This is a genomic window from Maribacter sp. 4G9 (assembly GCF_002742265.1).
Classification (GTDB): domain Bacteria; phylum Bacteroidota; class Bacteroidia; order Flavobacteriales; family Flavobacteriaceae; genus Maribacter.
Window position 1 is genome coordinate 1 of sequence record NZ_MDGL01000183.1, and the last position, 25318, is coordinate 25318.

General features: G+C 38.6%; 27 protein-coding genes. 10 read left to right on the forward strand and 17 right to left on the reverse strand.

Annotation, left to right across the window (positions count from 1 at the left end):
* A partial coding sequence (locus tag BFP75_RS19300; protein WP_165776643.1) for a transposase occupies window positions 1-164 on the forward strand: 164 nt, incomplete at its 5' end.
* 35 nt (window positions 165-199) lie between these two features.
* Window positions 200-1405 carry a fumarylacetoacetate hydrolase family protein gene (locus BFP75_RS19305; protein ID WP_099546969.1) on the forward strand — a complete coding sequence of 402 codons (1206 nt, stop codon included), beginning with the start codon at window positions 200-202 and terminating at the stop codon, window positions 1403-1405.
* A gap of 97 nt (window positions 1406-1502) precedes the next feature.
* Here the strand turns inward: BFP75_RS19305 and BFP75_RS19310 are convergent, their stop codons facing one another.
* The 9 genes from BFP75_RS19310 to BFP75_RS19350 all read right to left on the reverse strand — a co-directional run bounded on the left by BFP75_RS19310 (window position 1503) and on the right by BFP75_RS19350 (window position 12643).
* On the reverse strand, window positions 1503-1775 hold the full coding sequence (locus BFP75_RS19310) for an amidohydrolase family protein (RefSeq protein WP_240531847.1): 273 nt from the start codon (window positions 1773-1775) through the stop codon (window positions 1503-1505).
* 117 nt (window positions 1776-1892) lie between these two features.
* The gene (locus BFP75_RS19315) at window positions 1893-3341 is read right to left on the reverse strand and encodes an aldo/keto reductase (RefSeq protein WP_099546970.1); all 1449 of its coding nucleotides are present in this window, start codon (window positions 3339-3341) and stop codon (window positions 1893-1895) included.
* A gap of 3 nt (window positions 3342-3344) precedes the next feature.
* Window positions 3345-4832: an APC family permease gene (locus tag BFP75_RS19320; RefSeq protein ID WP_099546971.1), complete on the reverse strand. Its 1488-nt coding sequence runs from the start codon at window positions 4830-4832 to the stop codon at window positions 3345-3347.
* A 25-nt stretch (window positions 4833-4857) separates the two neighbouring features.
* A complete protein-coding gene (locus BFP75_RS19325) occupies window positions 4858-6504 on the reverse strand; it encodes a hypothetical protein (protein WP_099546972.1) in 1647 nt (548 codons plus the stop codon).
* Between the two features lie 269 nt (window positions 6505-6773).
* A complete protein-coding gene (locus BFP75_RS19330; protein WP_099546973.1) occupies window positions 6774-7613 on the reverse strand; it encodes a universal stress protein in 840 nt (279 codons plus the stop codon).
* 76 nt (window positions 7614-7689) lie between these two features.
* Window positions 7690-8529: a universal stress protein gene (locus BFP75_RS19335; protein ID WP_099546974.1), complete on the reverse strand. Its 840-nt coding sequence runs from the start codon at window positions 8527-8529 to the stop codon at window positions 7690-7692.
* Window positions 8530-9141: 612 nt separating this feature from the next.
* Window positions 9142-9978, reverse strand: a complete 837-nt coding sequence (locus BFP75_RS19340) for a universal stress protein (protein WP_099546975.1) — start codon at window positions 9976-9978, stop codon at window positions 9142-9144.
* Between the two features lie 95 nt (window positions 9979-10073).
* A complete protein-coding gene (locus tag BFP75_RS19345; protein ID WP_099546976.1) occupies window positions 10074-11126 on the reverse strand; it encodes a response regulator in 1053 nt (350 codons plus the stop codon).
* Window positions 11123-12643, reverse strand: a complete 1521-nt coding sequence (locus BFP75_RS19350) for a PAS domain-containing sensor histidine kinase (RefSeq protein ID WP_099546977.1) — start codon at window positions 12641-12643, stop codon at window positions 11123-11125. Before BFP75_RS19350 ends, BFP75_RS19345 begins: the two co-directional genes overlap by 4 nt.
* A gap of 88 nt (window positions 12644-12731) precedes the next feature.
* On the opposite strand from BFP75_RS19350, the gene BFP75_RS19355 reads away from it, so the two are divergent.
* Entirely contained in the window at window positions 12732-13133 is a 402-nt protein-coding gene (locus BFP75_RS19355) for a hypothetical protein (protein WP_099546978.1), read from the forward strand.
* A gap of 39 nt (window positions 13134-13172) precedes the next feature.
* Here the strand turns inward: BFP75_RS19355 and BFP75_RS19360 are convergent, their stop codons facing one another.
* The gene (locus BFP75_RS19360) at window positions 13173-14003 is read right to left on the reverse strand and encodes a universal stress protein (protein ID WP_099546979.1); all 831 of its coding nucleotides are present in this window, start codon (window positions 14001-14003) and stop codon (window positions 13173-13175) included.
* Between the two features lies 1 nt (window position 14004).
* The gene (locus tag BFP75_RS19365; RefSeq protein WP_099546993.1) at window positions 14005-14316 is read right to left on the reverse strand and encodes an HPF/RaiA family ribosome-associated protein; all 312 of its coding nucleotides are present in this window, start codon (window positions 14314-14316) and stop codon (window positions 14005-14007) included.
* Window positions 14317-14436: 120 nt separating this feature from the next.
* Here BFP75_RS19365 and BFP75_RS19370 point away from each other — a divergent pair, with 120 nt between their 5' ends.
* The 5 genes from BFP75_RS19370 to BFP75_RS19390 are packed head-to-tail and all read left to right on the forward strand — an operon-like array spanning window position 14437 to window position 17255.
* Complete coding sequence (locus BFP75_RS19370) at window positions 14437-15075, forward strand: WG repeat-containing protein (protein WP_099546980.1); 639 nt, start codon at window positions 14437-14439, stop codon at window positions 15073-15075.
* Window positions 15076-15126: 51 nt separating this feature from the next.
* Complete coding sequence (locus BFP75_RS19375) at window positions 15127-15888, forward strand: SDR family NAD(P)-dependent oxidoreductase (RefSeq protein WP_099546981.1); 762 nt, start codon at window positions 15127-15129, stop codon at window positions 15886-15888.
* A 16-nt stretch (window positions 15889-15904) separates the two neighbouring features.
* Window positions 15905-16090, forward strand: a complete 186-nt coding sequence (locus BFP75_RS19380; RefSeq protein WP_099546982.1) for a hypothetical protein — start codon at window positions 15905-15907, stop codon at window positions 16088-16090.
* Window positions 16091-16125: 35 nt separating this feature from the next.
* Entirely contained in the window at window positions 16126-16803 is a 678-nt protein-coding gene (locus tag BFP75_RS19385) for an FMN-binding protein (protein WP_165776644.1), read from the forward strand.
* Window positions 16800-17255, forward strand: coding sequence for a DinB family protein (locus BFP75_RS19390; protein ID WP_099546984.1), 456 nt, complete (start codon window positions 16800-16802; stop codon window positions 17253-17255). Before BFP75_RS19385 ends, BFP75_RS19390 begins: the two co-directional genes overlap by 4 nt.
* 320 nt (window positions 17256-17575) lie before the next feature.
* Here BFP75_RS19390 and BFP75_RS22765 read toward each other — a convergent pair whose 3' ends face one another.
* From BFP75_RS22765 to BFP75_RS19415, 5 genes are all read right to left on the reverse strand, one after another.
* Entirely contained in the window at window positions 17576-17746 is a 171-nt protein-coding gene (locus tag BFP75_RS22765; protein ID WP_099546985.1) for a zinc ribbon domain-containing protein, read from the reverse strand.
* Window positions 17747-17913: 167 nt separating this feature from the next.
* A complete protein-coding gene (locus tag BFP75_RS19400; RefSeq protein WP_099546986.1) occupies window positions 17914-18312 on the reverse strand; it encodes a DUF302 domain-containing protein in 399 nt (132 codons plus the stop codon).
* 159 nt (window positions 18313-18471) lie between these two features.
* A complete protein-coding gene (locus tag BFP75_RS19405; RefSeq protein ID WP_099546987.1) occupies window positions 18472-19683 on the reverse strand; it encodes a succinylglutamate desuccinylase/aspartoacylase family protein in 1212 nt (403 codons plus the stop codon).
* Window position 19684: 1 nt separating this feature from the next.
* Complete coding sequence (locus BFP75_RS19410; RefSeq protein ID WP_099546988.1) at window positions 19685-21541, reverse strand: CBS domain-containing protein; 1857 nt, start codon at window positions 21539-21541, stop codon at window positions 19685-19687.
* A gap of 43 nt (window positions 21542-21584) precedes the next feature.
* Window positions 21585-22532: a 1-phosphofructokinase family hexose kinase gene (locus BFP75_RS19415; RefSeq protein ID WP_099546989.1), complete on the reverse strand. Its 948-nt coding sequence runs from the start codon at window positions 22530-22532 to the stop codon at window positions 21585-21587.
* A gap of 119 nt (window positions 22533-22651) precedes the next feature.
* Here BFP75_RS19415 and BFP75_RS19420 point away from each other — a divergent pair, with 119 nt between their 5' ends.
* Together BFP75_RS19420 and upp are read left to right on the forward strand one after the other, a co-directional pair.
* Entirely contained in the window at window positions 22652-23740 is a 1089-nt protein-coding gene (locus tag BFP75_RS19420; RefSeq protein ID WP_099546990.1) for a site-2 protease family protein, read from the forward strand.
* 12 nt (window positions 23741-23752) lie between these two features.
* Window positions 23753-24406, forward strand: coding sequence for a uracil phosphoribosyltransferase (gene upp / locus BFP75_RS19425; RefSeq protein ID WP_099546991.1), 654 nt, complete (start codon window positions 23753-23755; stop codon window positions 24404-24406).
* Window positions 24407-24424: 18 nt separating this feature from the next.
* Here upp and BFP75_RS19430 read toward each other — a convergent pair whose 3' ends face one another.
* Entirely contained in the window at window positions 24425-25108 is a 684-nt protein-coding gene (locus tag BFP75_RS19430; protein ID WP_240531848.1) for a cation transporting ATPase C-terminal domain-containing protein, read from the reverse strand.
* Window positions 25109-25318: the final 210 nt, after the last annotated feature.

Consider the following 25318-nt stretch of genomic DNA (forward strand, 5'->3'; position numbering starts at 1 on the left):
TAACCATAAGCAATGCCAAAAGGAACCTCTTGGGCAATTACCATAAGATCAAAGGGAAATATCTTCAGCTCTATCTCAACGAGTTCGTTTATAAACTCAATAGGAGATATTTCGAGGAAAGACTATTCGATAGGCTCGTGATTGCCAATATTACGGGATTATGATACTAAACGGACAATCAGTAAAAAATTAATTATCAATGGAATACATGGAAAATAATCAGATAATTCCAGGAATGGCAAATGAAGGCACATGGATAGGAAGATGTTACATTCAAAAAAAAATAGCCTATAATAATATAGCGGGGCCGCACGTCATTTGGGCATATAAGGGGATGGTCTATGACGTATCACATTATTACAAATCCACCAGTGAACTGGTCAATGATGGCTCCTATAAGAAGGTTTTGAACACGGATGACCCCAACATTTCGAAGGTGGGAAACCTGGAAGAAATTTTGGACAATTCGTTTTACCAAAACAGGGATGGGAACAAACCCTACCTTCTTGCACCAAACGATACGCAGGCGGTAAAGGCTTGCGGGGTTACGTTTATTAAAAGTCTCTTGGAACGTGTCATTGAGGAAAAGGCAAAGGGGGACCCTCGACTGGCAAATCAGATCAGGGAAGAGATTACGGCTACCATTGGGGAAGGACTCAATAACGTAAGACCTGGTTCGGCGCATGCAATGAAGTTGAAGGAGGAATTAAAGAAACGAGGAATATGGTCCCAATATTTGGAGGTGGGCATTGGCCCCGATGCTGAAGTTTTTACCAAATCCCAACCTTTTTCGGCCGTGGGCTACGGTGCCGAAGTTGGTGTACACCATGATTCCGGTTGGAATAATCCCGAACCTGAGGTGGTACTGGTGGTTACCAACAAGGGCGAAATTGTAGGTGCAACATTGGGGAACGACGTTAATCTAAGGGACTTTGAAGGCAGAAGCGCCTTGTTGTTGGGCGAGGCAAAGGACCAAAACGGCTCTTGTGCAATTGGGCCTTTGTTCAGAATGTTGGACGAAACATTTACGCTGGAAGACGTAAAGACTTCCAAGGTATCTTTAAAAATTGAAGGCAAGGATGGATTTATTCTGGAGGATTCCAGTGATATGGGCGAAATAAGCAGGTCACCAGAGGAATTGGTAGCCCAAGTCTTGAGTGACAATCATCAATATCCGGACGGGTTTGTACTATTTTGCGGAACGATGTTCGCCCCCACATTGGACAGGGACGCAGAAGGTATGGGCTTTACCCATAAGTTAAATGATAAAGTAGTTATCGCATCGCCTAAATTGGGTCAACTGACCAATTGGGTCAATATGACGAATAAGATTCCCCGATGGGAGTACGGAATCAATGCCTTTGTGGATTATACCTTAAGGAGAATGAATCCTCCAGTAGGGTAAATAAAAATACTTTAAATAATGAAAAAGGCCGAATGCATCCGTTTTTATAGATGATGGAATTCGGCCCAAAAATGGTTGGTATTAAAAAGATTTTTGGTTACTCAAATTTGGAAGCATCCAGGTTAAAGAATCGTACTGCATTATTAAAGAATATATCACGTTTTTGGTCTTCAGAAAGGTAACCGGCATTTTCAATAACACCAATCGAAGTTTCCAATAGACCGGGCCACATCATTAAATCCGTTCCGTATAAAATTCTTTTGGCGAAGCCCGCTTGGACCAATCGCTTCAGATAGGCGTGGATTTCTTCTTGGGGATAACTCCAAATAAATCCGGCCAAGTCAATTATTTTTGACGGTAACGAAAACATTACGAATGAAAGTTAACGTATTGACAACGGCCTTATTGGCCATCTTTTGAAAGCGATATCAAAAAATCATATCTGAAGTAGTAGATGTACAAACTCTGATATTATTTAAAAGGATAATTAGGATAAAACCGCCTCCGCTTCGATCTCCACCAAATAACCATCGCCTACCAATTTGGCTTCCACCAAGGTATTTGCCGGATTGATGCCGTTGAACCGTTCCCCATGGGCACGTGCCACGAGCTCCCAATCGGTTAGTTGGTTAACAAAAATACGGGTACGAACCACATCGGCTAGCGTACCACCAAAAGAAGTGATGACGCCTTCGATTTTATCGATAATGAAATGCGTCTGCGCAGCAGGATCGGTACCTCCGATCATTTTACTGCCATGCGTGGCCGTTGTGCCAGACACGTGGATTCGGTTGTCTATTTTTATGGCCCTGCAATACCCTGCGTATTCTTCCCATTCGGTTCCGCTAAAAATCTGCTCGCGATGATTGCCTGTTTTAATGGGGGTAAAAGCTTTCGGAATGGTTTCCAAGTGATCGCTGAGGTCTCCGGATGCGGTCAAAAACGGCGGTTTTCTATATTCATCCCCGCAGTCGCCCGGTATCATTTGTAAGGCTTTCAGTGCCGTTTTGATAGCGTCTAAATCGGCAGAGTCCAAGTGGATGTCCAACATGTTTCTGTTGTCCTGGATATGCTCGCTTTCACCCAGTCTAGCTCCAACGATTACGGCAGCTACGGCCGGATTCTCAAGGATGTACCTTGTAGCGATATTGGCGATAGATGCATGGTGTTTTTCGGCTACGTTTTTTACGGTCTGTAATACGCTTTGATAGGATTGCCATCCACCTGCGGCATCGATAAAACGTTTATATTTCATTTGTGACCAGGTGGTCAATGCTTCCTCTGAAGGCTCTGGTTTTCCTAACCATTTATCGGTTAAAAATCCACCGGCCAAGGTGCCAAAGGCCAATAATTTCACATTGTATTCTTTGCATACATCAGCCATTTTACCCATGGCGCGTTGATCTATCAAGGAGTGGCAAATTTGATTGCTTACAATTGGGATACCGCTGGCCAAGGCTATTCGTAAATGGGCGGCATCAAAGTTGGTAACGCCCAAATGTTTAATAAGTCCTTCTTCCTGTAATTCCTTCAGGTAAAAAAGTCCGTCCAACCAACTGGCATCCGGATAGTACCACGCATGAAACTGCATGAGGTCAATAGAAGACTGTTGCATTCTATCCAATGCGGTGTTTACCGCTTCCCGAACATCCTCCCGGGCAATCTTCCCGGGTTTGGGCACCCATTTGGTGAATAGTTGTACTTGGTTTTTGTCGGCCAAGCTATTTTTGAACGTACCCGCAATAATTTCGCTAGATCCATAATGGTCTGCCATATCAAAAGAAGTGAGTCCGGCATCCAAATAGGTTTGCATGTATTTTGAGGTGGCCAATGGGTCCAGGGTAGTGCCATCACGCTCCATATCGGCTATTTGCCAAAGCCCGGTAACCACTCTTGAAATTTCTAAACCATCAGCTAATTGTATCGTTGTTCGCATTTGTTATTCTTCAGGGAGTTTTAAAAATCGTGTTGCAATATCGGTTTTGTTCTTCTTTAAGCGGCCCCAATTATACCCAAAGATACCACTTGCCAAAGCCATAACGATCAACCAGATAGGGGTGGAGTGAAAATACCAGGCACTGGCACTAACGGTGAGATCTTTATAGGTATGAATTATTAAAAATGCCGTTAGGCTAATAATGCCTAGCCAACCGATACACAATTGCCAGTTCCTATTTTTTATGACCGAGATTCCATTGGCTATATTGGGATTCATGCTGTGGATGGAGACCAAAGTGATACACATCAACAAGAAATTGATCATCATGGAGGTGACCATAATATCGATGCCCAAAAAGAAGTCACCCGCAAAATGAGATCCCAAAACCCCGATGCTGGCCATACCACCGGCTACCAAAAGTGCAATGTGCGGGGTATGGTTTTTAGGGTGTATCCGCGAAACGGCCTTTGGAAAAATACCATCCTTTGCCCAGGCAAACATTAACCTGGAGACTGACAAAAGCATGGCGGGCAGATCATTGATCAGGGCAATGGCGGCCCCGACCAAAATAGCGATTCCCAAACCGGAGGGCAAAACATAGCTTAACAGACCCGGTGCGGATATATCTTTTTCCAAGGCCTCTTGGGCAACAAAACTCCATGGAACAATATGGTACACCGATGCGGCGAATAAAAAATAAAAAAGGCCTACGCCAAAAATGGCCAATAGAATGGCGGTAGGTAAGGCTTTTGTCGGGTTTTTGGCCTCCCCGCCCGCTTGCGCAATGGAATCGAACCCGATAAAACTGGAAAATAATAAGGCTGCGGCCGATAAAAATATCCGCCAGTCAAAAGTGATCCTTTTTATGGGTTCGAAAGTATTTCCTGTTTTTTCTTGTAGTGCGGTTAGAAAATCAGAGGAGTCGTAAATCAATCCCGCGACAATTACAATCCCGCCCAAAGCGAACATCAAGAACATCATGGGCAGTAAAATACGCTCATAGCTTTTTATACCTTTAATATTGATAGCGACAAAGGACCAAATAAGGGCCAAGGCAATGGATACCCTGATCCATCCTATTTCCAGACTATTGGATATGCCCTGCCAACCCAAAGCCAAAGTTACATCCCTTACAAACGGAACAGTCACATAGGCAATAACACCAATGACAATCGAAAGCCCGAACCATTGCGAAAAACTTGCTACAAAACCTAGGTAGGGATTGAGACCGCGGCTCGCATAAATATAACTACCCCCTGCTCTTGGCATGGCCGAACCCAGTATCCCATAAGCCAAAGCTGCAAATAGTGCCGGTATTGCTGCAAAAGCAAAGGCCGGTAATACATAGGGGCCAATGCCGGGTACATTGCGTTGGATCATAAAAGGCACCACATTGATCGAGGCACCCAACATGGAGCAGACACCTGTCGCCGTAAGGGCCAGAATTCCCATTTGTCGGGATAGTTTTTTAGGCTTGGTATCGGTCATGGACTACGGCATTCTTTTTTACAAACTAGTCGAGTCCCAAGTAGTTTTTAACGCCGGTCATTTGCCATCTTCCCAAGGAAATGGGTATACTGCCTACCGAATTCAATTCATCAAAGAAAGCACGCATTTCAAACGGTTCATTCTGGGCGGCTTTCACTCTTGCGTATTCGGCCAAGGTGTTTTCCAATAAATATTTTCCGGTAATGTAACTGGTTCCATAGCCCGGTTGTCTTAGGTAGAGGTGTTGTTCAAAAAGTAACAATTCCTTTTCGGTTTTCATCCACCCTCTAGGGGTGTATTCCGAGTGGATTCCGCCGGCTTCCTCCATCGTCATTATATTGGCATGGGCATACAAAGAACCAAGGCCTCTAGCGGCTCGTTGTGCGATCATGATGTACACGATTTCCCTAGAACGTGGGGAATCGTCATAGAGTCCGGCATCCATGAACATTTCTTCCACAGCAGTGGCCGTACCTTCGTTTCTTGAATCGAAAATATTATAGAGCAAAGGTGTTCGTCTGATTTCACTTTCGTGGGGTTCCGTATCCATTCGCGCCAGTTCAAACCAGTGGTAAAAATGTGAATAGAGGGGACGTTGATCATAATGCGCCGTAATCCAGAAAAAGTTTCGTTTTTCTTTGGGCACAAATGCGCCTAAATGTGCATTGAGGGCGGGTTCAAAATAGTCCTTTACGGTCACCATTTCATTAGAGTCCAAAAAATCGAGAAGGCTTTTGGCAGCTTCCTTGGCCCGACGGTCATATTCCTCTGGGGAACTGGCATCTGTCAATTCCGGTAGGTTTCTGTTGCGGTGCTCTTCAAGTTTTAAGGCCGACCAAGCTCGGGAAAGTTCACGTTTTAAGATCATTACCTCATCTTCCCAAGTTAAGGGAACCAAATGCACATTTTGCAGGTACCAGGTATAATTTTCCTTTCCAATACCTGAAGGACCCGTTTTTGAGGAGGCTTCGGCCTCCAACCAATTTGCCAACCCATCTGTGGAGGTAATCGCTTCCTGTATGGCCTTCATCAATTTTCTGTCCTTTGCTATTCCCGGGAGCTGCTTCATATCTTCCAGGTTTTTGCCCTGTGTTTTGATATCGCGAATTCCAGCAATCCAAAGGTCTTTTGCATTACCTGTAAGGTTCAGTTTTGCCTGCTCGTTCAAGCTAGGGATTACGGTCAGTTGTTCCAATAATTTGGCTCGCTGTTCCTTGTTCAATGGAAAATCAAAGGTCCATAGATCAATGATGGCATGATGTGTTGGCCCCTCGTGAGCCGGTACGTCGCTACGGGCCGTCCAAATGGAGGAATAAAAGGCGGGGTCGCGTTGCCATGGTTTTAGGATGCGATGGTTGAAATCATAGCCGTTCATTTCGGCATGTACAATGCGCCAATCCACTTGGTGGGGAATGCTCCAACCCATGGTGTCCATTTCCTGTAGTTTTTGGTGAAGGGCTTTGAAGACCGGCCATCTACTGTCAAAGGTTTCTTGGGTATAGTCCGGGGCTCCATCCCGTAAAGGCGGATTTTCAAAGGCTCGCCATTCCTTAAAAAGAGCGACCAAATCCTCATATTTATTAGATGAACTTTGAGCAATCAGGTTTGCTGTAAAAAGGGTAACAAATAGAATAAAAAATATGCTTTTTTTGATAATGGAAATAGTTTTCATTTAAGGTTTGTTTTGGTAGGGACGTTTTTACAAATTAAACATAGTGTCAAAATCGACCATAATTTAAATGTAATTATTGGTTTATTTTAGATTGCGAAAAGATTAATTGGATTTTTAGTTGTTGAGGGCTTAAAAGTAATTTATTTTATCACTCTCAAAGTACTTGATCGCACCAAGGCAACAGTTTTTTGCTTCGGTGGTGGGTATTCCAAATTACTTTAAAATATTCGAAATAACTTCAATTTACTTTTTGTAAGAGTACTTTGATATCAGTGCAAGGCCAAGATTGGTACAATGGCCTTATATCCAATTTCCTTTACCAAAGGCTTCGAGAAGACGCTATTGAAGAAAAAGTGCTTATGATTTATGAATGCAATCATATCACTATTCCTACTTTCAACAAATGAAGTTATGCCTTCTGATACGTCGTTTGACGTTAGGTTGTGAAAACTATGCTCTATAGGTTCCATAATATCTCCCAACAAATGCTTATTGCTTTCTTGTAAATCAGTTAAATCGTGGTCTATACTTACATATAACACTCTTACGGTCGACTCATTCATTTTTGCAATTTCAATAAGATAGTTCAGTTTCCGTCGTTTAAAAGTGGCTTTATAATTTGTTGGAAAAACGATTTCTTTTGGGATTGAATACTGTATATCTTTGGGTACGGCCAATACCGGACATTCTCTGATTTTTTCCATTGCCTTTACCGTATTGCTCCCAAAAATAACGCCCTTTGTCCTAGAAGCTCCTTGGGTACCCATTACTACTAAATCAATATCTTTTTCAGCAATTGTTTGCTTTATTGCTTCAGAAATAAAATTAAAGGCGGAAATAGTGTAGAAGGAATGCTTGGGATTATCGTGATCTAGCTTCAATATATCCAAAAGTTTTAAATAGGAATCTCGGGATTTTTCTTGTGCAGTCTTGTATTCCGCGCTTTCAGGTTCAGGAAAAGATAGTGATTTGGTCGTATAGCTGTCCAGGCTGAAAACGTTTAGAAAATAGAATTCACAATTCAATTTTGCATAAAGGTCAAGGGCATATCTAGCGGCGTTTAATGCATTTTTTGAAAAATCCGTAGGAATTAATATTCTTTTGTCCATAATGACATTTTATTTTCTTTAATTTTAGGATTTCAGGCTTTATTTCTGAACAAATACAACAGAGGTTTTTGATTATTTAATGATGCAGCACTAAAAATGGAATTGTAGTGTGGTAGCTAACTTTTTCAACCGTAGGCCTAAAAAGAATCCGTTCTATAAAATTCAAATGCTTCGCCACCATCACAATCATATCCAAATCGCGACATTCTATAAAATTTTGAATGGTTTCATCTAATTTTTTACCTGTGAGGGTATGGAAAGAGATTTCGATATCCGTAAAATAATCCTCTAAAAATTGTCGATTCTTTTGTTGTTGTTCGCTTAATCTTTCTTCATTGGACGAAACATATAAAAACCGTATGGCCGAGTTATTTGTTATAATCAATTCCTTTAGATTTTGCATCACTTTCCAATTGTAGCCCAATTGAAAGTCTGTTGGAAAGCCTATTTCTTTAGGTCTACTATACTTTGCATTTTCAGGAACAGCCAAAACGGCACAGGGTACTTTTGTAATTACATCACCTGTATTACTACCCATAGAAATGGCCTTTAATCCGGTGGCTCCTTTTGTTCCCATGATAATCAAGTCAATATTTTTGTCTATGACTTCTTTTTTTATGTGATCTGTAAAAAAACCATAAGAAACCTCAGTCTTAAATGTATGTCTCGTGTTTATTGGAAGATGTTCCACTCTTTTGAGCAAGTGGTTCATCTTTGCTTTGCTTTCCTTTAAGATACTATCTTCAAGTAATTGAGGAGAAAGGTACATTGCTGGCTCACCACCAGAGTATGCAGCTATTGGGTGAACATTAACTATATAAAATGTACAAGATGTTTTATTGAATAACTCCAATCCATAAGTAACGGCATTCCAAGCGTTTTCAGAGAAATCTGTTGGTATCAGTATATTTTTCATTTCCGAAATGTTTTACTTAAAGGTATTTGTGATCAGGATGTTATCAAATGACAAAGGTCATTCGGTTAAGGTGTTTTTAAATTTAAATTAAACAGGGACTACGGAACCTAGAACTCGGTTGAAATTCGTAAGCTCGATAAAATCACCTAAATTTTTTCTTATAAGATTTTGAATAGTTTGAGCTATATTCTGGTCCTTGAGGAAATTAAATGAATTTTGCTGTAATGATCAAGCGGATAATTTTAATCGCCTTAGGGTTTATGATTACAATGCTAGCACCATTTCACTAAGCACTGCCCCAAGTTCAATTTTAGTAGCTTTTTACATCCAAGGTTGGTTTAAAGAATTGCCTTTTTAACCCATCATTTGTATAATTTGCTGTTAAAACAGGGCAATCAATATATTTTGCCATGATTTTTTTAATGGGATGATTATTTTTTGTTTGTATTTGAGGTACTTATGTCAAATTGAATTAAGAGGATGTACAACCCACTTTTTGAATCCAAATACGATAATAAATATTGAAGAATGACAATATTAAAAATACTTCTTTGTAGATAGAAGTGAAATCAAACTAACGGAATGGTCTCGCAATAATCAAAATAGTCTTATTTATTCATGTAATACCAACATTGGTATGGTGGTGTGAAAACTAAGTTTTTCGATAGTAGTGTCGAATAGGATTTGTTGAAGGAAATTTAGGTTCTTGGCGACCATGGTTAACATATCAATCTGGTTATCAGAAACAAAATTTAGAATACTGGATTTTATATCCTTGCTTTTTACACTGTAAAAACTATGTGATTTAGGAAATGTCTCTTCTAAATAATCTTTCAGGTAGTCTTTGTTTTTTTCTTGTTGGTCAGTTAATGGGATATTAAATTGTTCCACATTAAAAACCCGGAGATTGGCATTTGTAATGCGTAATAGTTCTGTGATGGTTTTTAAAATGGGATAGGTGTAATACAGATTATAATCTGTAGGGAAGGCAATTTTTTGAGGAGTAATGAATGAAGCATTTTCGGGTATGACCAATACATTACAAAGCACTTTGGCAATAACATCCCCGGTATTACTACCCACAATTGTTTCCATTATACCAGAAGCACCTTTAGTACCCATCACTATAAGGTCTATTTTCTTTGCTTCTACTGTCTTACGCACAATATCTATAAAATTCCCATAATCTTGAAGTGCTAAAAAATGGTGTTTGTCATTTGTAGATACATCGGCAATTCTTTCGAAGAGTGATTTCAATTTCTCCCGTATTACAGGACTTGAAGTTTTTCGAGGAAATACAAAAGAATTATTCTTGATTTCTGATTTGCTCAATTCTCCAACGTGCAGTATATAAAAGCTACAATACTCATATTTAAAAAAATATATCGCATATTCTAGTGCGTTCCAAGAATTTTCGGAGAAGTCTGTGGGTATTAAAATATGCTTCATTCAATTGGTCTGGCACACAAAAATAGAACATTGAATAAACCTACTATATGATATTTGTCAGATTATTTAATGTTATGATTTTGCAATCATATAGACTAATCGACATATTGTAAAGCCTCTAGTTCCAGGATTTTGATGTTACGGCCCTCAATGGTGATTAGTCCCTCTTTTTTAAAACCGGAAAGGGTGCGTATTAGACTTTCAGGAGCTATTCCTGCCACACTGGCAAGATCGTTTCTAGAAATTTTAATAGGCTTGTCAGTTTTTGTTTTCATGATTTCCGCGAACTGTAATAAAGTTAGTGCTGTTTTCTTGCGAACGGAGCTATAGGCCATTTGAAGTAACTTTGCTTTTATTATGGAGATGTTCTCAGTAAACAACTCCATTAGCTCTAGAGATACATCTTTATTTTTTCCTAAAATCTCCCTGAGGTTTTCTTTGGAAATACCGGCAAGCTTCACTTGTTCCAAAGCTGTTGCGGATTCTTGATAGGGAATATTGTTCAAAAAGGAGGTAAAACCTAGGAAATCATCTGCTTTGTACAACGATGTTGTGAGTTCCTTGCCGTCTGCATCCATACAATGGCCTTTGACCAGCCCCTTTAGAATAAGATAAATTTTATTTGACCGTGAACCTTCTTTATAAATCATAGCACCTGGAACAAAATCCACTACCTCACCATTATCATCAAAAAAGTTCTTAAGTTCATGTAACGTGCGCATTTCATCGTTTGAAATCGCTTGTTCCGTAGTTTCTGAATCGAGCGTACGGTTCAAAAGTTGTGCCTTGGCCAATCTGCTTTCAATGGCACTAATCAATTCTTCTTCTTCGAATGGCTTGGTTAGGTAATCGTTCGCACCTAGATCCATCCCTTTTCTGATTTCTTTATGCTCTGTTTTGGCGGATAGGAAAATAAATGGGATATGTTTAGTTTTTTCATCGGAAGACAATTCCTTCAAAACTCCATATCCATCTATTAAAGGCATCATTATGTCGCAAATTATGATGTCCGGTAAGTTTTGCTTTGCGAATTGTATACCTATTTGTCCATTTGAAGCAGTTAGTACCGAGTAGCCCGAAAGCTCTAAGAGCTCCTCAGTATTCTCTCTAAGTGCCTTATCATCCTCAATTAATAGAATCTGTTTCATTTTCTAATTGGGATTAAGTTTTTAGGGATTCGCAAAACAAAGGTAGAGCCAACATTTATCTTACTCGAGAATTCCAGACTAGCCCCCAAGTTTTCAAGGTGCTGTTTTGAGATATTCAGACCGATTCCTGTACCCTGCGTAACCAAGGCATTTTCCGCTCTAAAATACCGGCCAAATATATGTTTTTGATCTTCTTTTGGAATTCCAATTCCTTCATCGATGACTTTGATAACAACGAATTCCTCCTCAATTTCCAATTTTAAATCGATAATGGAATCTTCCGGGGAATATTTAATGGCATTATGTACCAAGTTGGAAAGTGCCAATTCCAATGTCATTTCATCGAAAAATACGATAGCTTCATCTATGTTATCGGGATACTGAATTTTCTGTCCGGATTTGAGTAACATGTTAGCGTTATAAATTACTTCATTCACTACTTTACTCAAAGGAAAGATTTCGTTCTTATAGTTCACCTTTCCGGATTCCAAGCGTTCTACGGATAGAAAATCGTTGAGAATGGCGTTCAGGTATTTTACTTTGTTTTTAATAGTATTTACGTGTTTATCACGTTTTTCCTGTTGTTCTGTTTCGGTATATTTTCCCAATAAAGTAATGGATGTTAAAATACTGCTCAAAGGGGTTTTGAATTCATGGGAAACGAGGGATAGGAATCGTGTTTTTAATTCGTTGAGTTCTTTTTCCTTGGCCAAGGCTTTTGTCAACTGTTTTGTTCGCTCCTCTACCGTTTTTTCAAGTTTTTCAGTATAACCCTTGCGTTCGGTTATATCCAAAATGATGGCGAAAAAGACTTTATCCTCCCCCATTAGGGAAAGTTGGAGGTGGACTTCTACCGGATATAAAGTACCATCCTTTCTTAGGTGCTTGGTCTCAAAATCTATCTTGCCCATCTCATCATTCAGGAGTGGCTTAGCCAAAGACCTAAATTCTGAAAGGTTGAGGTCAGGTTTAATGTCCAAAGGTGTCATCTCGACCAGTTCCTGCATGTTATATCCTAAATTTCGCTGGGCTTCCTTGTTTACGTTGATGAATCTGAGGCTATCAATATCAAAAACATAAATCTCATTCAGGGTTTCATCAAAAATCCGTGCCCAGAGGCTAAGTTCTTTCTCTATTCTCTTACGTTCCGTAATATCAATGACCAGTGCCATGGTGTAGGTGGCTCCATACAGGTCAAAAGGGTTTAGACCTGCCTCAACGGGAAACTCGTGGCCATTTTTACAAATACCATATAAATACCTTCCATGGCCCATTTGGCGTTTTTCACCTTTGGCAATAAAATTTTGAACATGGGTTTCGTGATGGTTGTGGAATCGATTGGGGATTAGAATTTTTAAAGGTTTTCCAATGAGTTCTTCTTTTCCATATCCAAACATTTCCTCGGCTGAAGAATTGGTCGCTACAATTGTATGCTCTTCATTTATTACGATAATACCCTCGGAAACCCCTTCTGAAAGTAGGTTAAAAATATTACTGTTTTTCTTGAAAACATGCATAAATCAAATATAAAGATATTAGACTGATTTTTGTCATATGCTAAATATGTTGTATATGATACTTTTAAGTGATTAAAGAAAAAAAAGGATGAAAAATACCTCTAGAACAATGAACATGCTCTATGAAAATTTAGGCAAATTATTTTATGCCGTGGCGATAAGCGACGGTAGCGTTCATGTTAAGGAATGGGATAAATTGAAAGAAATTGTAAAGGAAGATTGGCTGTCTTTAGATGACTTTACCGATAGGTATGGCACCGATTCCGCAAATCAAATAGAAATTGTTTTCGATGTACTCATGGAGTATACCAAAAGCAGTGAGGAATGTTTTGACGAATTCAAGGAATTTTATAAAGAACACCCACACGCTTTTACGGAGGAAATAAAGGCTACAGCAAAAAAAACTGCAAGAGCAGTTGCTAATTCTTTTGCGGGAAAAAACAAATCAGAACTAATAATTTTGGCAAAGCTTGACTTGTTGTTGAAATAGCTTGAATAGTTTTGATTCGTATGGAATTATTTCAGGATTTTAAATTTTAATGGTGAGAACAGGTATATTGGCATGGTTGGCAACATCCTCACCTATACTTCTACTACCTAATAAAAAGTGTAAAAAAGGCTTTCTCCCGTGAGTAGGTACCGCAAGTAAATCAAAATTGCCTTTTTGGGAATAGTTCAATAAACCTTGCTCAATGGTGTAGTCATCATATATCACCACTTCTTGTGATGCATTATTGGACTTAAAAAAGAATTTTGAGATTTTTTCTTCGATTTCATTTGTGCTTTTAAAACTATTATATGGTGTGTTGATATAAATGAGTTTCAATTTAGCGGAAAAACTATTTGTGAAAGCCTGAATATTCTTAAATGCCAATATAACATCTTCAGAAAAGTCACAAGCAAAAAGCACTTTTTCGATCTTGAAATCTGGGTTTTGCATTTTTACTACGAGCACCGGCACATTTGAAGTACGCACTACCTTCTCGGTATTTGATCCAACCAACACTTCACTTATCCCACTAGTGCCGTGTGACCCCATGACTATTAAATCAATCTTTTGTTCTTGGGCCAACGCGTTGAACTCTTTAAAAATCTTATAGTTTTGAACAATTTGCCTTATTCTAACATTTTTCAAATAAGGTTTGTCCAAAAAAGGTATGAATCGCTTTTTGGCAAGTTCCATATAATATCTGGCCTCCTCATATTCCTGTATTTCATTTTTAGACAACACGGCCTCTGAAAGACCCAGCATATGCAACACTACAATTTCAGCCTGTTGCCTTTTTGCAATTTGCGCTGCAATCTCCAAGGCATAAGAGGAAGTCTCGGAAAAATCTACGGGCACCAAAATTCTTTTCATACTAAATGGCCTTTTTACGCCTATTAAATTTTTCCTTGCGTTTTCTCAATTGCCGCTCTAGATCACCAATATTTTCTGCTGCGGATTTTTCAAAATTGTTTTCAATGGTTTTTGCAAAAATTTGTGGACCAGGTACGCTTAGCTTTATTTCGCAAATTTTATCATTACCATCGGTTCCTTGACCTAACTTAAAATAAACATCCCCACGAATTATGAATTGATATTTATGCGCTAGTTTATGGAGGTTTCGGGTTACTATTGCACTCAATGATTCACTTTCAGGCATGTCTATGTATTGAATACTTACGGTCATAACAAACATATTTTGATTCTTCAACAAAAGTAAAGTGGCCTCCTTCTTGGTAAAATGATTTAAATCATTTCAAGGTGCTTATTACAGTATTAATTTTAAACGAATGTTAAAATATAAATCATGAGAACGAAACATTTATTATTGACTTTTTTGTTGATTTTGCCTATTGCCTTAATAGCCCAAGAGCTCAAGGGTATTGATGAGATAGCCCCTTTTAGTGAAGGATTGGCAGCTGTTCGGCAAGGTGAAAAGTGGGGGTTCATTGATGAGACCGGAACTTTGGTAATTGACTTTAGAAATGATGTTTATTGGAACAATGATGCCGATACCTCCAAGCCCGATATTTCAGGAGTGCGTTATCCTATGTTTCGAGAGGGTAGATGTGTAATTACAAAGAATGTGGAGGATGGTATTCCCGTTTATGGATTTATGGACACAAAAGGAAACACAATCATAGAACCCCAATTTTTGAACGTTTTCCCTTTTAAGAATGGCTACACCACTGGGGTCCTATTCGATAAGACATTAAAAGGTAAAAACGAGTTCAAACTTGATATTTACGAGTTTAAGTTTTTTGATGTGTTGCTGGATGCCTCTGGTGAAATAGATGAATATTTTGAACGTCGGCAAAATATCCTTATGACCAAAAAACGATATCAAGTACCTACAATTGGCGCAAAGTATTTAGCGGAAAATCTTGTTGCTGTATATAAGAAAGATCAAGGATGGGAAATACGAAAACTAGGATTAAAAAAATGAATAAGGGATTCCATCTAAGAGTTAAAACAGATTTCCAAAGAAAAATAGATTATGGGGCGATTAAAGGATAAAGTAGCCATTATTACGGGCGGGGCAGGAGGAATAGGAATAGCAACTGCGAAATTGTTTTTGGAGCAAGGTGCCATGGTGGTCCTTGCTGACATTAGCAAGGAAGCCTTGGAGAAGGCTAGTAGTGAAATAAATCACGAAAACTTGTCTTATTGTATTGTTGATGTTTCCAAACCCAAGGATAACCAAAAGATGGTTGCACACACTTTGGAAATCCATAATAGGATTGATATTTTTTTCGCCAATGCCGGTATAGAAGGAACTTCAAAGCCAATAGTGGAATATCCTGATGATATTTTTGACAATGTTATTGACGTAAACTTAAAAGGGGTTTGGTATGGTTGCAAATATGTTGTTCCTACAATGACGGCTGGCGCAAGTGTGGTGATTACTTCCTCAGTAGCCGGGCTAAAGGGTTTTGCGGGATTGGGAGCCTATGTAGCCACCAAACATGCTATAATTGGTATAATGAGAGTTGCTGCACTCGAGTTTGCTTCTAACAAAATTCGAGTGAATACCATTCATCCTGGACCGGTAAACAATGAAATGATGAGGAGGATAGAAAAGGACATATCTCCTGAAAACCCTGGGGAGGTTCTTAAAGGTTTTGAAGCTACGATTCCTTTTGGTCGTTATGTAGATTCAAATGAAATAGCACACATGGCCCTTTTCTTAGCTTCTGAGGATAGTAAAATGGTTACAGGGTGTATGCACATAGTCGATGGAGGTATGTTAGCCAACTAAAACTTAGTATATATATGTGGCATCTTGGAAAACAAAAAAAGAGGATAAGAGTGCTTGGGCAGTAGGTGGAATGACCAAGCTAGGAGTGCGTGTAGGATTTGCCTTTTTACAAAGCTCGCCACCTATTATGATTGCATGTACTTTATCCGGCATAGGTATGGGATTTGTGATAACAGCAATTATTTCTCTCAAAAAAGGATAATATATTTCCATTTTTATCGAACTAAAAACTTAATCATGAGGGCATTTTGGATTATTGGGTCGCTTATTATTTTATTTATCAGCTGTAAGGAAGAACCTAAGGCAAATATGCCTGATAGCGAAAATACTAGACAAGATTTGCCTAAAAAGGAAGGCTTATCAGCAGTTCAAAAGGAAATAGTAAGTTTTGCCGATTCTACTTTTTCTCACAATAGTGATATGAACACATTATTCGTGTTTAAAAAAATTGATGACCAAGGAACGATAACGGATATTGACATGAACGAAGGCATTCGTTTGTATAAGGAATTGATAAAATCCAATACCGTAGATGCTTTGCCAATATTTGAAGTTAAAAATACGGATACCGCTATTTTATCAATACGGGGAAAAGGATTTGGAGGAGCTATTTGGGCCAAGGTCTTGATTGATAGAAAGACCCTGGAAATCAAAAATATTGAATTTGACCATAAGTCGGAAACATATGGTTATGGATCGGCCATGACACAAAGGACTTTTGAAGATCAGTTTGTAGGATCAAAAATAGACTTAGAATATCATTCCTTTACTCTTCAACAGAATATAGAGAAAAGGATTGATGATGGCGTAATTATAGATGGAATCTCCGGGGCGACCATGACTAGTGCGGCCGCTGTTCAGATGGTTAATTTAGGGCTGCAAAAATACAAGGGATATTTAGCCAATGACAGATGAAATCAAAAACACAATTATTTTTAGAACTTTGGACCGAAGCCAGAACTCGGTTTACCAAGCAAATTGAAATTCTCAGGGAAGAAGACTTAAAAAAGAAGCTTCCGCCTTCAGTAAATAGTGTTGGTTTTCTGATTAGACACATTGGTGACGTGGAATTGCTCTTTGCAAAGAATGTTTTTGGTGCGTCTGGAGTAAAGGTCATTGCTAAAACGGTAATAGCCTCAACCGATACGGGTGAATGGACCAATCTTTCGGAACTTAATAATTATGTTTCTTATTCATTTAATACCCTAAAGGCTATTGTGGAACAACAGCGAGACATGGATTGGGAAACACTGGTAACCACCAAGGAATTTGGGACAAAGACAAAAGCTGAGGCTTTTGGGCGAATCGTTTCCCACACCAATCACCATGCCGGTCAGATGGCAATTTTAATTAAATATGGAAGCTGATTCTAATATGACGAAGCACACAAAGTTGTTCTAGCATAGACCATTCTTTTATTATTCCATAATGTTTAAATAGAAATAAAGAAAAGGCCTTTAATGGTAGGCATAGTGCTATTCTATTTGAATCCAAGCTTTTTAATTTTCATATTCTAACAAAAGAGAGCGAACTAAAAGATTATTTCAACGTTCATGGAAAAACTATTTATAGCCCGAGTATTAAAATGTAAACTTTATAATTCTTTAATTACTTAAGGAGTTTAGAGGGCTAAAGGTCTGGCTTCGTTTAAGGTCATGCCTGCCTTATGGGCGTTTACTATAATACTTTAAATTTTTTGTTCCAAGCTAATTCCATGGTCAATGAATATTCCTTTAATAAAACAGAAATGGCAATAATCTGTATTTATCGTGTCGTCTTCGTTGGTGCCAAAATCAGACAAGTGGTACATGGGCAAACCACAACTTTGGCATATATTATTTGCTGAAAAGGTTTTCATCCTTATTTTATCCTACTAGTTTAACCGGTAAGTTAATTATCAATAAAATATATTAAAATGATCTTGGTCAGTATATTCATATACTTAAAGGTAAACGAAGAATTCATCAGCTATATTCGTCTACATTAGTGGTGCCGTAGGTTAAAGGTGTTTGATTGGCCTTAAACCTATTCATTTGCTAGGTTTTGAATTACCTGTTCAAGTTTTGCACGTACCTTTTTCGCTATCGAAACAAGCGCATCGTTTTTTATAGCTTGCATGGAAGCAGCTGGATTTACGGCTGCGACTTCTATCTTTCCTTGCTCTTTCTCTTGAACGATGACATTGCAAGGTAGCATGGTACCAATTTTATTTTCTGCCTGAAGCGCCTCATAGGCCATAGATGGATTGCAGGCCCCAAGAATTTTATAGTTTAGGATATCAACATCCAGTTTTTGCTTTAGTGTATTTTTCATATCTATTTCAGTCAAAACCCCAAAACCTTCTTTTTTTAAGGCCTCTTTTGTTTTTGATATTGCTTCCTCAAACGACAAGTTCTTTAGTTCGGTAGAAAAATAGTAGTCCATTGGTGTAAAATTTTTATTCAGATAATTTGTTTTAGCTGTGTTGTCCAGTACGTCAATTTAATCATGGTTGCTCAGATTAAGTTATTGATTGTATGTTTTTTGACCAATGATTTATATCATGCCTGAATATCATTTTTTTTTGATGAGGTTATGAGTCGCTTAAAATTTGTTCCGATACCAAGTTGAGTTTCTATACTCCTTGTTTTTGGAGATTGCCTCCCTGTTCTTTACTACTAGGAAATTTTTATCAACCTGTCTACTTCTATACCCCATTAAATGAAAGAGTTTTTTTGCCATGAATTTCGCTACCCTTTGATCTACCCTTAATGCATCTTTCTGGTCTGATACCCATGAAACGCCTGGTAATAGGGCAAGTATATGATCTATTTGCATTTTTCTGAATAATGCAGAAATGGAAAGAAAAATGGAAGGTATTTGCCTAATAATAAAAAAGCCATCTTCACCTTTTTTCTGGTATAAGGGCATGAAGATATTTCCTTTAATAGGTGTAAATACTGGTGCAGAATCACTTGTGGCAATCTGTTGCCCTCTTTTCACCGGCTCAAAATTTGTAAATCCCGGTTTTGTGCAGAAATCTTCACCATTTTTTATTTGGTGATGGTGTACAATTTCATATGCATGATATAAATCATTAGTTGAACGGTCAAGAATTGTATAATGGGAATTATAATCTATGTCGGTTCTAAGAATGGCACCACTATAGATTAATGTGAGGTATACAAATGCGGTATGCTTTTCTATGGAACAAAGAGCATCATGCTGTCCAGATTCAAACCCAAAGGCTACGTAGCCAAGTTGATTGATGTAATTTAATAAAGTGCCATCCAGATATTCTTCAATCCCTAAAAGTAAAGGTACCGGATAATGTTCTGTGAACTTTCGATTTAGGAGTGTGTCGTTAACCGTAATAAAAGGTTTCGTAGGGCTTGAGGTGGTATGCAAATCAACAAAATAGAAGGGACCTTTATCTTCTTCTAAAATTTGAGAAATTATTTTATAAAGCTGATATTGTTCGTAGTCTTCTTCATTTCCAATGATTTTGTCCTCCTTTAAAAGCCATTTGACCCTTTCATCTTTCCACATACGATTCAGATCTTCCCGATGATATCGTACCCCCTGTTCAAGGGCAGAAATATTGCCGGCAATGGCATATATCTTTCCTCGAACATCTATATTCTTTGATTTAATAGCATCAAGCACCTTGACTAATGCGAAAACGCCGGATGGTTCATTACCGTGAATTCCTGCCGTGAAAATTAAAGTGGGCCCATCTGTATTTCCCTCAATTTTATCTAGGATACGATTAATTTCAATTGATTGATCAAGTGCCTTACTATGAACCTTTACCATTTTATATTTCGGTCATATCTTTAAGGGTAATAATACCAACAAGGGAGCTTTTGCTTACTACGGGTAAGCAGCCTATATGATTTTTTTCAAGTAATTCGTAAACAGTTTCCAAATCGGTTTCGGGAGTTACTGATATTACTTCGTTTACCATCAGGTCTCCTACCTTGGTGGTGGTAAAATCTGACTGTTCTTTTAGATATTCGGTCATATGGCTCCAAGTCAAGAGTCCACAAAGTTCATTCTTGTCGTCCAGTACAGGAACATGATGAATATTCTTCCAATTCATAATGGTGGTGGCCATATCTGCCATATCGTTTTCGTTGACGGTGAGCAATTGGGTGGACATGATGTGTTTTGCCAGTCTGGCATTGGATCGCACCTTAAACTCTTTAGGAATCATTGGCCAATCTGAAACAGGGGCTGATGTTTGTTGGTTTTCATAAATTGCCTTCGTTAGAGCAATAACCGCATCATCTTGTTTCATGTTCTTTTTGAGTTGACGGTAATTTAAAATGCTCCATCTTGCACCACTATTTCCAGTGGCCCTTCTCTCTATGACTTCCAAATAACGATGGATGTCATTAGGATCGATAGTGCATTTTTTTAATCCTTCATATGCAAGTGGGAGCAATTCCTTGATAACTAAATCCCTTGTGGATATCTCAATGCCTTTCCATAACATTATGCTTGCGGACCCATTTCTGGCCGCTTTAATAAAGTTATCCTTAGCATCCCTAAAGTCCATGACTTTGTTAATGTCGTCAAATTCCGCGGGTCTGGATTTCATGAGTCCTACCCAAAACGCAAAATTTGCCATTTCATCTAGAATTGTAGGTCCTGACGGAAGGTACCTGTTTTCAATCCGGATATGGGCATTCTTTTCAGTCGCGCCATAACAAGGACGGTTCCAGCGATAAATGGTACCATTGTGCAGATTGAGGGCATTCAATTTTGGAATATTTCCAATTTTTAATTCTAGGAGCGAATCTTTTTCCACATTATTGATTAACATAACTTCATATTGAGCGATGTCCTCTTTATAAATATCGATAATAGACCCCGATGCCCATGAATTACCGAAGGTGACCCTGGCCAGTTTGTCTTGAAGCGTATAGGAGGAACTTCTTGTATCTATACTCTGTTGAAACAAGGCAATGCGTGTCTCACTCCAAAGTTCGCGTCCCATCAAAAGAGAAGAATTGGTGGCTATGCCCAGTACGGGGCCTGAAATTGCCTGAGCCCAATTATAACTGGCCACAAAATCATCTGGAGCAATTTGGAGATGCATTTGAAAACTGGTATTACAAGCCTCAAACAAAACTGAGTCATGTTGAATGGAAAGTTCGTCCACTCCACGAATGTGCATTTCAAAATCTTTTTTACGTAGTAATTTTACGGCATTGTTTAAGAGTTCGTAGCGAATGTTTGGTGTCATGAACTCCATGGAAAGCTCTTGTGTGGTAATTGTTGGCAATATTCCAGTTAATATAATTTTGTTATCATATTTGCTGGCGGTCTGCATTGCTTTGTTAAGTAATAACCTCAGTTTTTTTTCCATCACTGAGAAACAGTTATCATTTAACTCTTCAGGATCCAAGTTGATTTCAAGGTTATAACGGGCAATTTCGTTCGTAAAATGGGAGTCGTCAATGGCCTTTAGGATTCTTATCGCGTCCTGGGTAGGACGCCAGTTCTGATCAACCAAACAAAACTCTTGTTCAGAACCAATATGCATAACCTTACTTTCAATCATACCATCTTTTAGCATGATTTTTAATGCCTGAATATCGTTCAGTAAATTTTTAATGAACCTTGCTCTAGAATCTTTATCAATTTTTTCTACTTGATACGTTCCCATGGTAGTTGGCTTGAATATGTTTTACTTAGGCGTTGATTTTTATTTATTGAGTTATGTTTGAATTGGAACTTATCCAACCATTTAATTCCTCTACATCCTTAATTTTACACAATTGTGTGCCATCTGTCATAGTGGCTGCCGTTCCACAAGCAACTCCATATTGGACCATTTCCAGTAATGATTTTCCTTGGGCAAGTGCAAGAACCATTCCTGCAACCATGCTATCACCAGCACCAATGGTACTTTTTTGGTATACTATGGGTGCAGAAATGTATTCAACTAATTGAGCGGTAAGCATTACGGCACCTTGAGGTCCCAGTGACACCACTAATACCTCACAAGGGTTTTGATTTAAAAAGGTTTTGCCGATAGATTCCAGTTCCAAAAAAGAAATCGTTTCTACTCCGCAGAGTTTAGCGAGTTCTCCTAGATTGGGCTTTAGCAGATAGGCTCCGGCCTGTGCACCTTTCAACAAGGCTTCCCCCGAGGTGTCCAGAATAAATTTCGCATTTTTATTGCCGGCAATTTTAGAAACTCTGGCAAAAAAATCGGTGGGCATACCAGGGCAGAGGCTTCCACTGGCCACCAATATATCGCCTTCCGTGAGCACGGCTTCCAATTGCTCCAAAGTCTTTTTCCATTCTAGTTCTTTGATCATGGGTCCGGGCATCCCAAACCGATATTGTTCTTTATTCGAAGTATCCGTTACCGCAAAGTTTTCACGTACCCACCCTTCTATGGGAACTACTAGTTGTGGAATACCAAAATCAACTAACATATCGTTTAAATGGTTTCCTGTTGGTCCTCCAGCCATATACATACATAAGGATGTTCCACCTAGTTCATGAATAACTCTAGAAACGTTAATACCCCCACCACCAGCTTCATAGACAGGAATGCTGCATCTTAGTTTATTATTTGGTTTAATTCCCGATACCGTAGTGCTTTTGTCTATGGCCGGGTTGACAGTTAATGTTATTATCCTATTCATATTGTGGGTCTTTTTAACTGTATTTTCTCAAATATAACAGTATGACAAATGGTCTCATATGACCAATGTCATTGTTGAAAAAGTACCTCTGGAATACTTTCGTCTAAAAACAAAACAATATGAAAGGGGTTCTAAAATTGGGGAGTATTTCTGGGATTAAGATAGAAGTACATTGGACGTTTACCCTATTGTTGTTTTGGGTCGCCTTCCTGGAGATACAGCGAGGGTCTAATTTGGATAGAATACTACTTAATGAAGCCCTCATTATAGTCCTATTCATTTGTGTTATACTTCATGAATTAGGTCATGCATTAACCGCAAAAAAATTCAATATCAACACCCAAAAAATAACACTTTTACCTATTGGCGGAGTTGCCATGTTGGAAAAGATGCCAGAAAAACCTAGGCAGGAACTGTTGGTTGCCCTTGCCGGACCAGCTGTTAATGTGGTTATTGCCATTTTAATTTTTTTGGTAGTTCCCGTAAAAAGCTATTTTAACTTTGATGCCATCGTATTGGAGGAAGTTTTGTACCAAACCACATTCCAAAATTTTTTATTCTATCTTTTTATTGCCAATGTAATGTTGGTAGTCTTTAATTTAATTCCTGCGTTTCCAATGGATGGGGGTAGGGTATTAAGGGCATTATTGTCCTTTAAACTAGGTCGTGTAGAAGCTACTAAAATAGCTTCTTCTATAGGTCAGGGCCTAGCGATTCTATTTTTTATTCTTGGACTTTTATTTAATCCGTTTTTGATTCTGATCGCCTTTTTCATCTTTTTTGGAGCTTATGGCGAGAACCAAATGGTAAAGCAAAATTCATTATTGGAAGGTCATTTGGTCAGGGAAGCGACTTTGACGAATATCACATTGATAAGTCCCGTCCATACAATAAAGGACGTCATGGATATCACCCTCGCTGGTGCCGAAAAGGATTTTGTTGTTATGGATAAGGATGAAATAGTTGGAATAGTTACCCAAAAGCATGTCCTAAAACATGCAAACACCCCGTTGCTTGTAGTGAAGGATGTAATGGATAAAGATTTTAAGACAGTAGATGCGTCAATGGAAATAGTAAAAGTGTTGGAACTGTTCGCAAAAGAAAAGAAAAATTTTTTCCCGGTTATGGATGACGGTATGTTGGCAGGGGTCATTGATAGGACCAATATTGGCGAATATATCCTATTCAAATCTGTACCTTTAAAGTAAAATATTTCTACAATGACCGTACATCATTTTGGCAAGGAAAACTCGCTCTTAAATAAATTTATTGCGGAAATCAGGGATGTTGGCATCCAAAGGGATTCCATGCGATTTAGGCGCAACATAGAACGGATTGGGGAAATTCTTAGTTATGAGTTGAGTAAAAATTTGAATTATTCCAATACCACGGTACAAACACCTTTTGGAAGTAAGGAAATATTCTTGCCAAAGGATAAACTGGTATTATGTTCAGTGCTAAGGGCCGGTTTGCCGTTGCATCAAGGTATGTTGAATTATTTTGATGGTGCCGAGAATGCTTTTATTTCGGCCTATCGTCATCATAGGGGCGATGAGGATGCTTTTGAAGTTATTGTGAAATATTTTGCCGCTCCTTCTTTGTCCGGCAAAACTTTGGTGCTTACGGATCCTATGTTAGCTACAGGGAAGACCTTGGAAAATGTTCTTGAGGCCTTGAAGAATCATGGAAAACCAGATCGGATTCATATCCTTTCCGTAATAGGCTCAAAATCTGGAATTGAACATATTACAAGAATTTTTCCAAAATATACGCATTTATGGATTGCCGCCATAGACGAAAAACTAAATAGTAAAGGGTACATTGTTCCTGGAATAGGAGATGCAGGTGATTTGGCTTTTGGAATGAAACTGTAAGTGTTTGTTAATCCTGAATCAACTTATTCGTTTGCCCCATTTAACCAATTCGTACCAGATTACCGATCCAAATCCTGAAAGTACGCTTATCCATAATAGTTTTGGAGTTAGCATTTCAAATTCAAAAAAACGGGTAAATGCAGGAATGTAAAGTAACAATACTGCAATGAAGATGGTAATACCAATAATCAGCGGCACCAAATTATTCTTATACTTCAATGTGGTAATGATTGAAAAGTAAAAGGAACGGTTGACAAGAGTGAGAAAGATATTGGCTGCAATAAGTACAATGAAAACCATAGTTCTGGTAGTAGATTCGTTCAAGCCTTCCGCTACGGCGTATTGATACACCAGGAGAGCAACAAGGGCAATGGCGAGCCCTTGTGTTATACTTGTCACCAACTCTCTAAACTTAAAAAAGGTGGTAGTAAAGGGTTTGGGTTTTTGAACCATGGTGTTTTTTTCCATAGGCTCATTTTCATAGATGATGGAACAGGTGGGGCCCATAATCAATTCTAACAATATAACATGGGAAGGTGAAAAAATCGTGGGATAGAGCCACCCTAGCGCTAAAGGGATGAATACCATCAATATGATTGGAATATGGATGGATATAACATATTGAATGGCTTTTTTAAGATTTGTATAAATTTTTCTTCCAATGGCTATGGCATCTACTAATTTGGAAAGATCATCGTCCACTAATATTAAGGATGCGGCCTGTTTGGCAGGGACTATCTCATAAAGTGTGTAAATAAAAAAATAGCGGGGGCATGCCCCCGCTATTTTTTTAACTTTAAATTTTCACACCATTATGAAGAACGAGGAATTATTCGACGACAATTTTTTTAAACAGTTCAAGACCGGTGACGAGCTCAACGGTTTTTTGAAGGCACTCCAAAAACGCGGCAT

Coding starts and splice junctions, on each gene's coding strand:
- BFP75_RS19305 (WP_099546969.1), top strand. CDS start 200: ATGGAATACATGGAAAATAATCAGATAATTCCAGGAATGGCAAATGAA.
- BFP75_RS19310 (WP_240531847.1), bottom strand. CDS start 1,775: ATGTTTTCGTTACCGTCAAAAATAATTGACTTGGCCGGATTTATTTGG.
- BFP75_RS19315 (WP_099546970.1), bottom strand. CDS start 3,341: ATGCGAACAACGATACAATTAGCTGATGGTTTAGAAATTTCAAGAGTG.
- BFP75_RS19320 (WP_099546971.1), bottom strand. CDS start 4,832: ATGACCGATACCAAGCCTAAAAAACTATCCCGACAAATGGGAATTCTG.
- BFP75_RS19325 (WP_099546972.1), bottom strand. CDS start 6,504: ATGAAAACTATTTCCATTATCAAAAAAAGCATATTTTTTATTCTATTT.
- BFP75_RS19330 (WP_099546973.1), bottom strand. CDS start 7,613: ATGGACAAAAGAATATTAATTCCTACGGATTTTTCAAAAAATGCATTA.
- BFP75_RS19335 (WP_099546974.1), bottom strand. CDS start 8,529: ATGAAAAATATACTGATACCAACAGATTTCTCTGAAAACGCTTGGAAT.
- BFP75_RS19340 (WP_099546975.1), bottom strand. CDS start 9,978: ATGAAGCATATTTTAATACCCACAGACTTCTCCGAAAATTCTTGGAAC.
- BFP75_RS19345 (WP_099546976.1), bottom strand. CDS start 11,126: ATGAAACAGATTCTATTAATTGAGGATGATAAGGCACTTAGAGAGAAT.
- BFP75_RS19350 (WP_099546977.1), bottom strand. CDS start 12,643: ATGCATGTTTTCAAGAAAAACAGTAATATTTTTAACCTACTTTCAGAA.
- BFP75_RS19355 (WP_099546978.1), top strand. CDS start 12,732: ATGAAAAATACCTCTAGAACAATGAACATGCTCTATGAAAATTTAGGC.
- BFP75_RS19360 (WP_099546979.1), bottom strand. CDS start 14,003: ATGAAAAGAATTTTGGTGCCCGTAGATTTTTCCGAGACTTCCTCTTAT.
- BFP75_RS19365 (WP_099546993.1), bottom strand. CDS start 14,316: ATGACCGTAAGTATTCAATACATAGACATGCCTGAAAGTGAATCATTG.
- BFP75_RS19370 (WP_099546980.1), top strand. CDS start 14,437: ATGAGAACGAAACATTTATTATTGACTTTTTTGTTGATTTTGCCTATT.
- BFP75_RS19375 (WP_099546981.1), top strand. CDS start 15,127: ATGGGGCGATTAAAGGATAAAGTAGCCATTATTACGGGCGGGGCAGGA.
- BFP75_RS19385 (WP_165776644.1), top strand. CDS start 16,126: ATGAGGGCATTTTGGATTATTGGGTCGCTTATTATTTTATTTATCAGC.
- BFP75_RS19390 (WP_099546984.1), top strand. CDS start 16,800: ATGAAATCAAAAACACAATTATTTTTAGAACTTTGGACCGAAGCCAGA.
- BFP75_RS22765 (WP_099546985.1), bottom strand. CDS start 17,746: ATGAAAACCTTTTCAGCAAATAATATATGCCAAAGTTGTGGTTTGCCC.
- BFP75_RS19400 (WP_099546986.1), bottom strand. CDS start 18,312: ATGGACTACTATTTTTCTACCGAACTAAAGAACTTGTCGTTTGAGGAA.
- BFP75_RS19405 (WP_099546987.1), bottom strand. CDS start 19,683: ATGGTAAAGGTTCATAGTAAGGCACTTGATCAATCAATTGAAATTAAT.
- BFP75_RS19410 (WP_099546988.1), bottom strand. CDS start 21,541: ATGGGAACGTATCAAGTAGAAAAAATTGATAAAGATTCTAGAGCAAGG.
- BFP75_RS19415 (WP_099546989.1), bottom strand. CDS start 22,532: ATGAATAGGATAATAACATTAACTGTCAACCCGGCCATAGACAAAAGC.
- BFP75_RS19420 (WP_099546990.1), top strand. CDS start 22,652: ATGAAAGGGGTTCTAAAATTGGGGAGTATTTCTGGGATTAAGATAGAA.
- upp (WP_099546991.1), top strand. CDS start 23,753: ATGACCGTACATCATTTTGGCAAGGAAAACTCGCTCTTAAATAAATTT.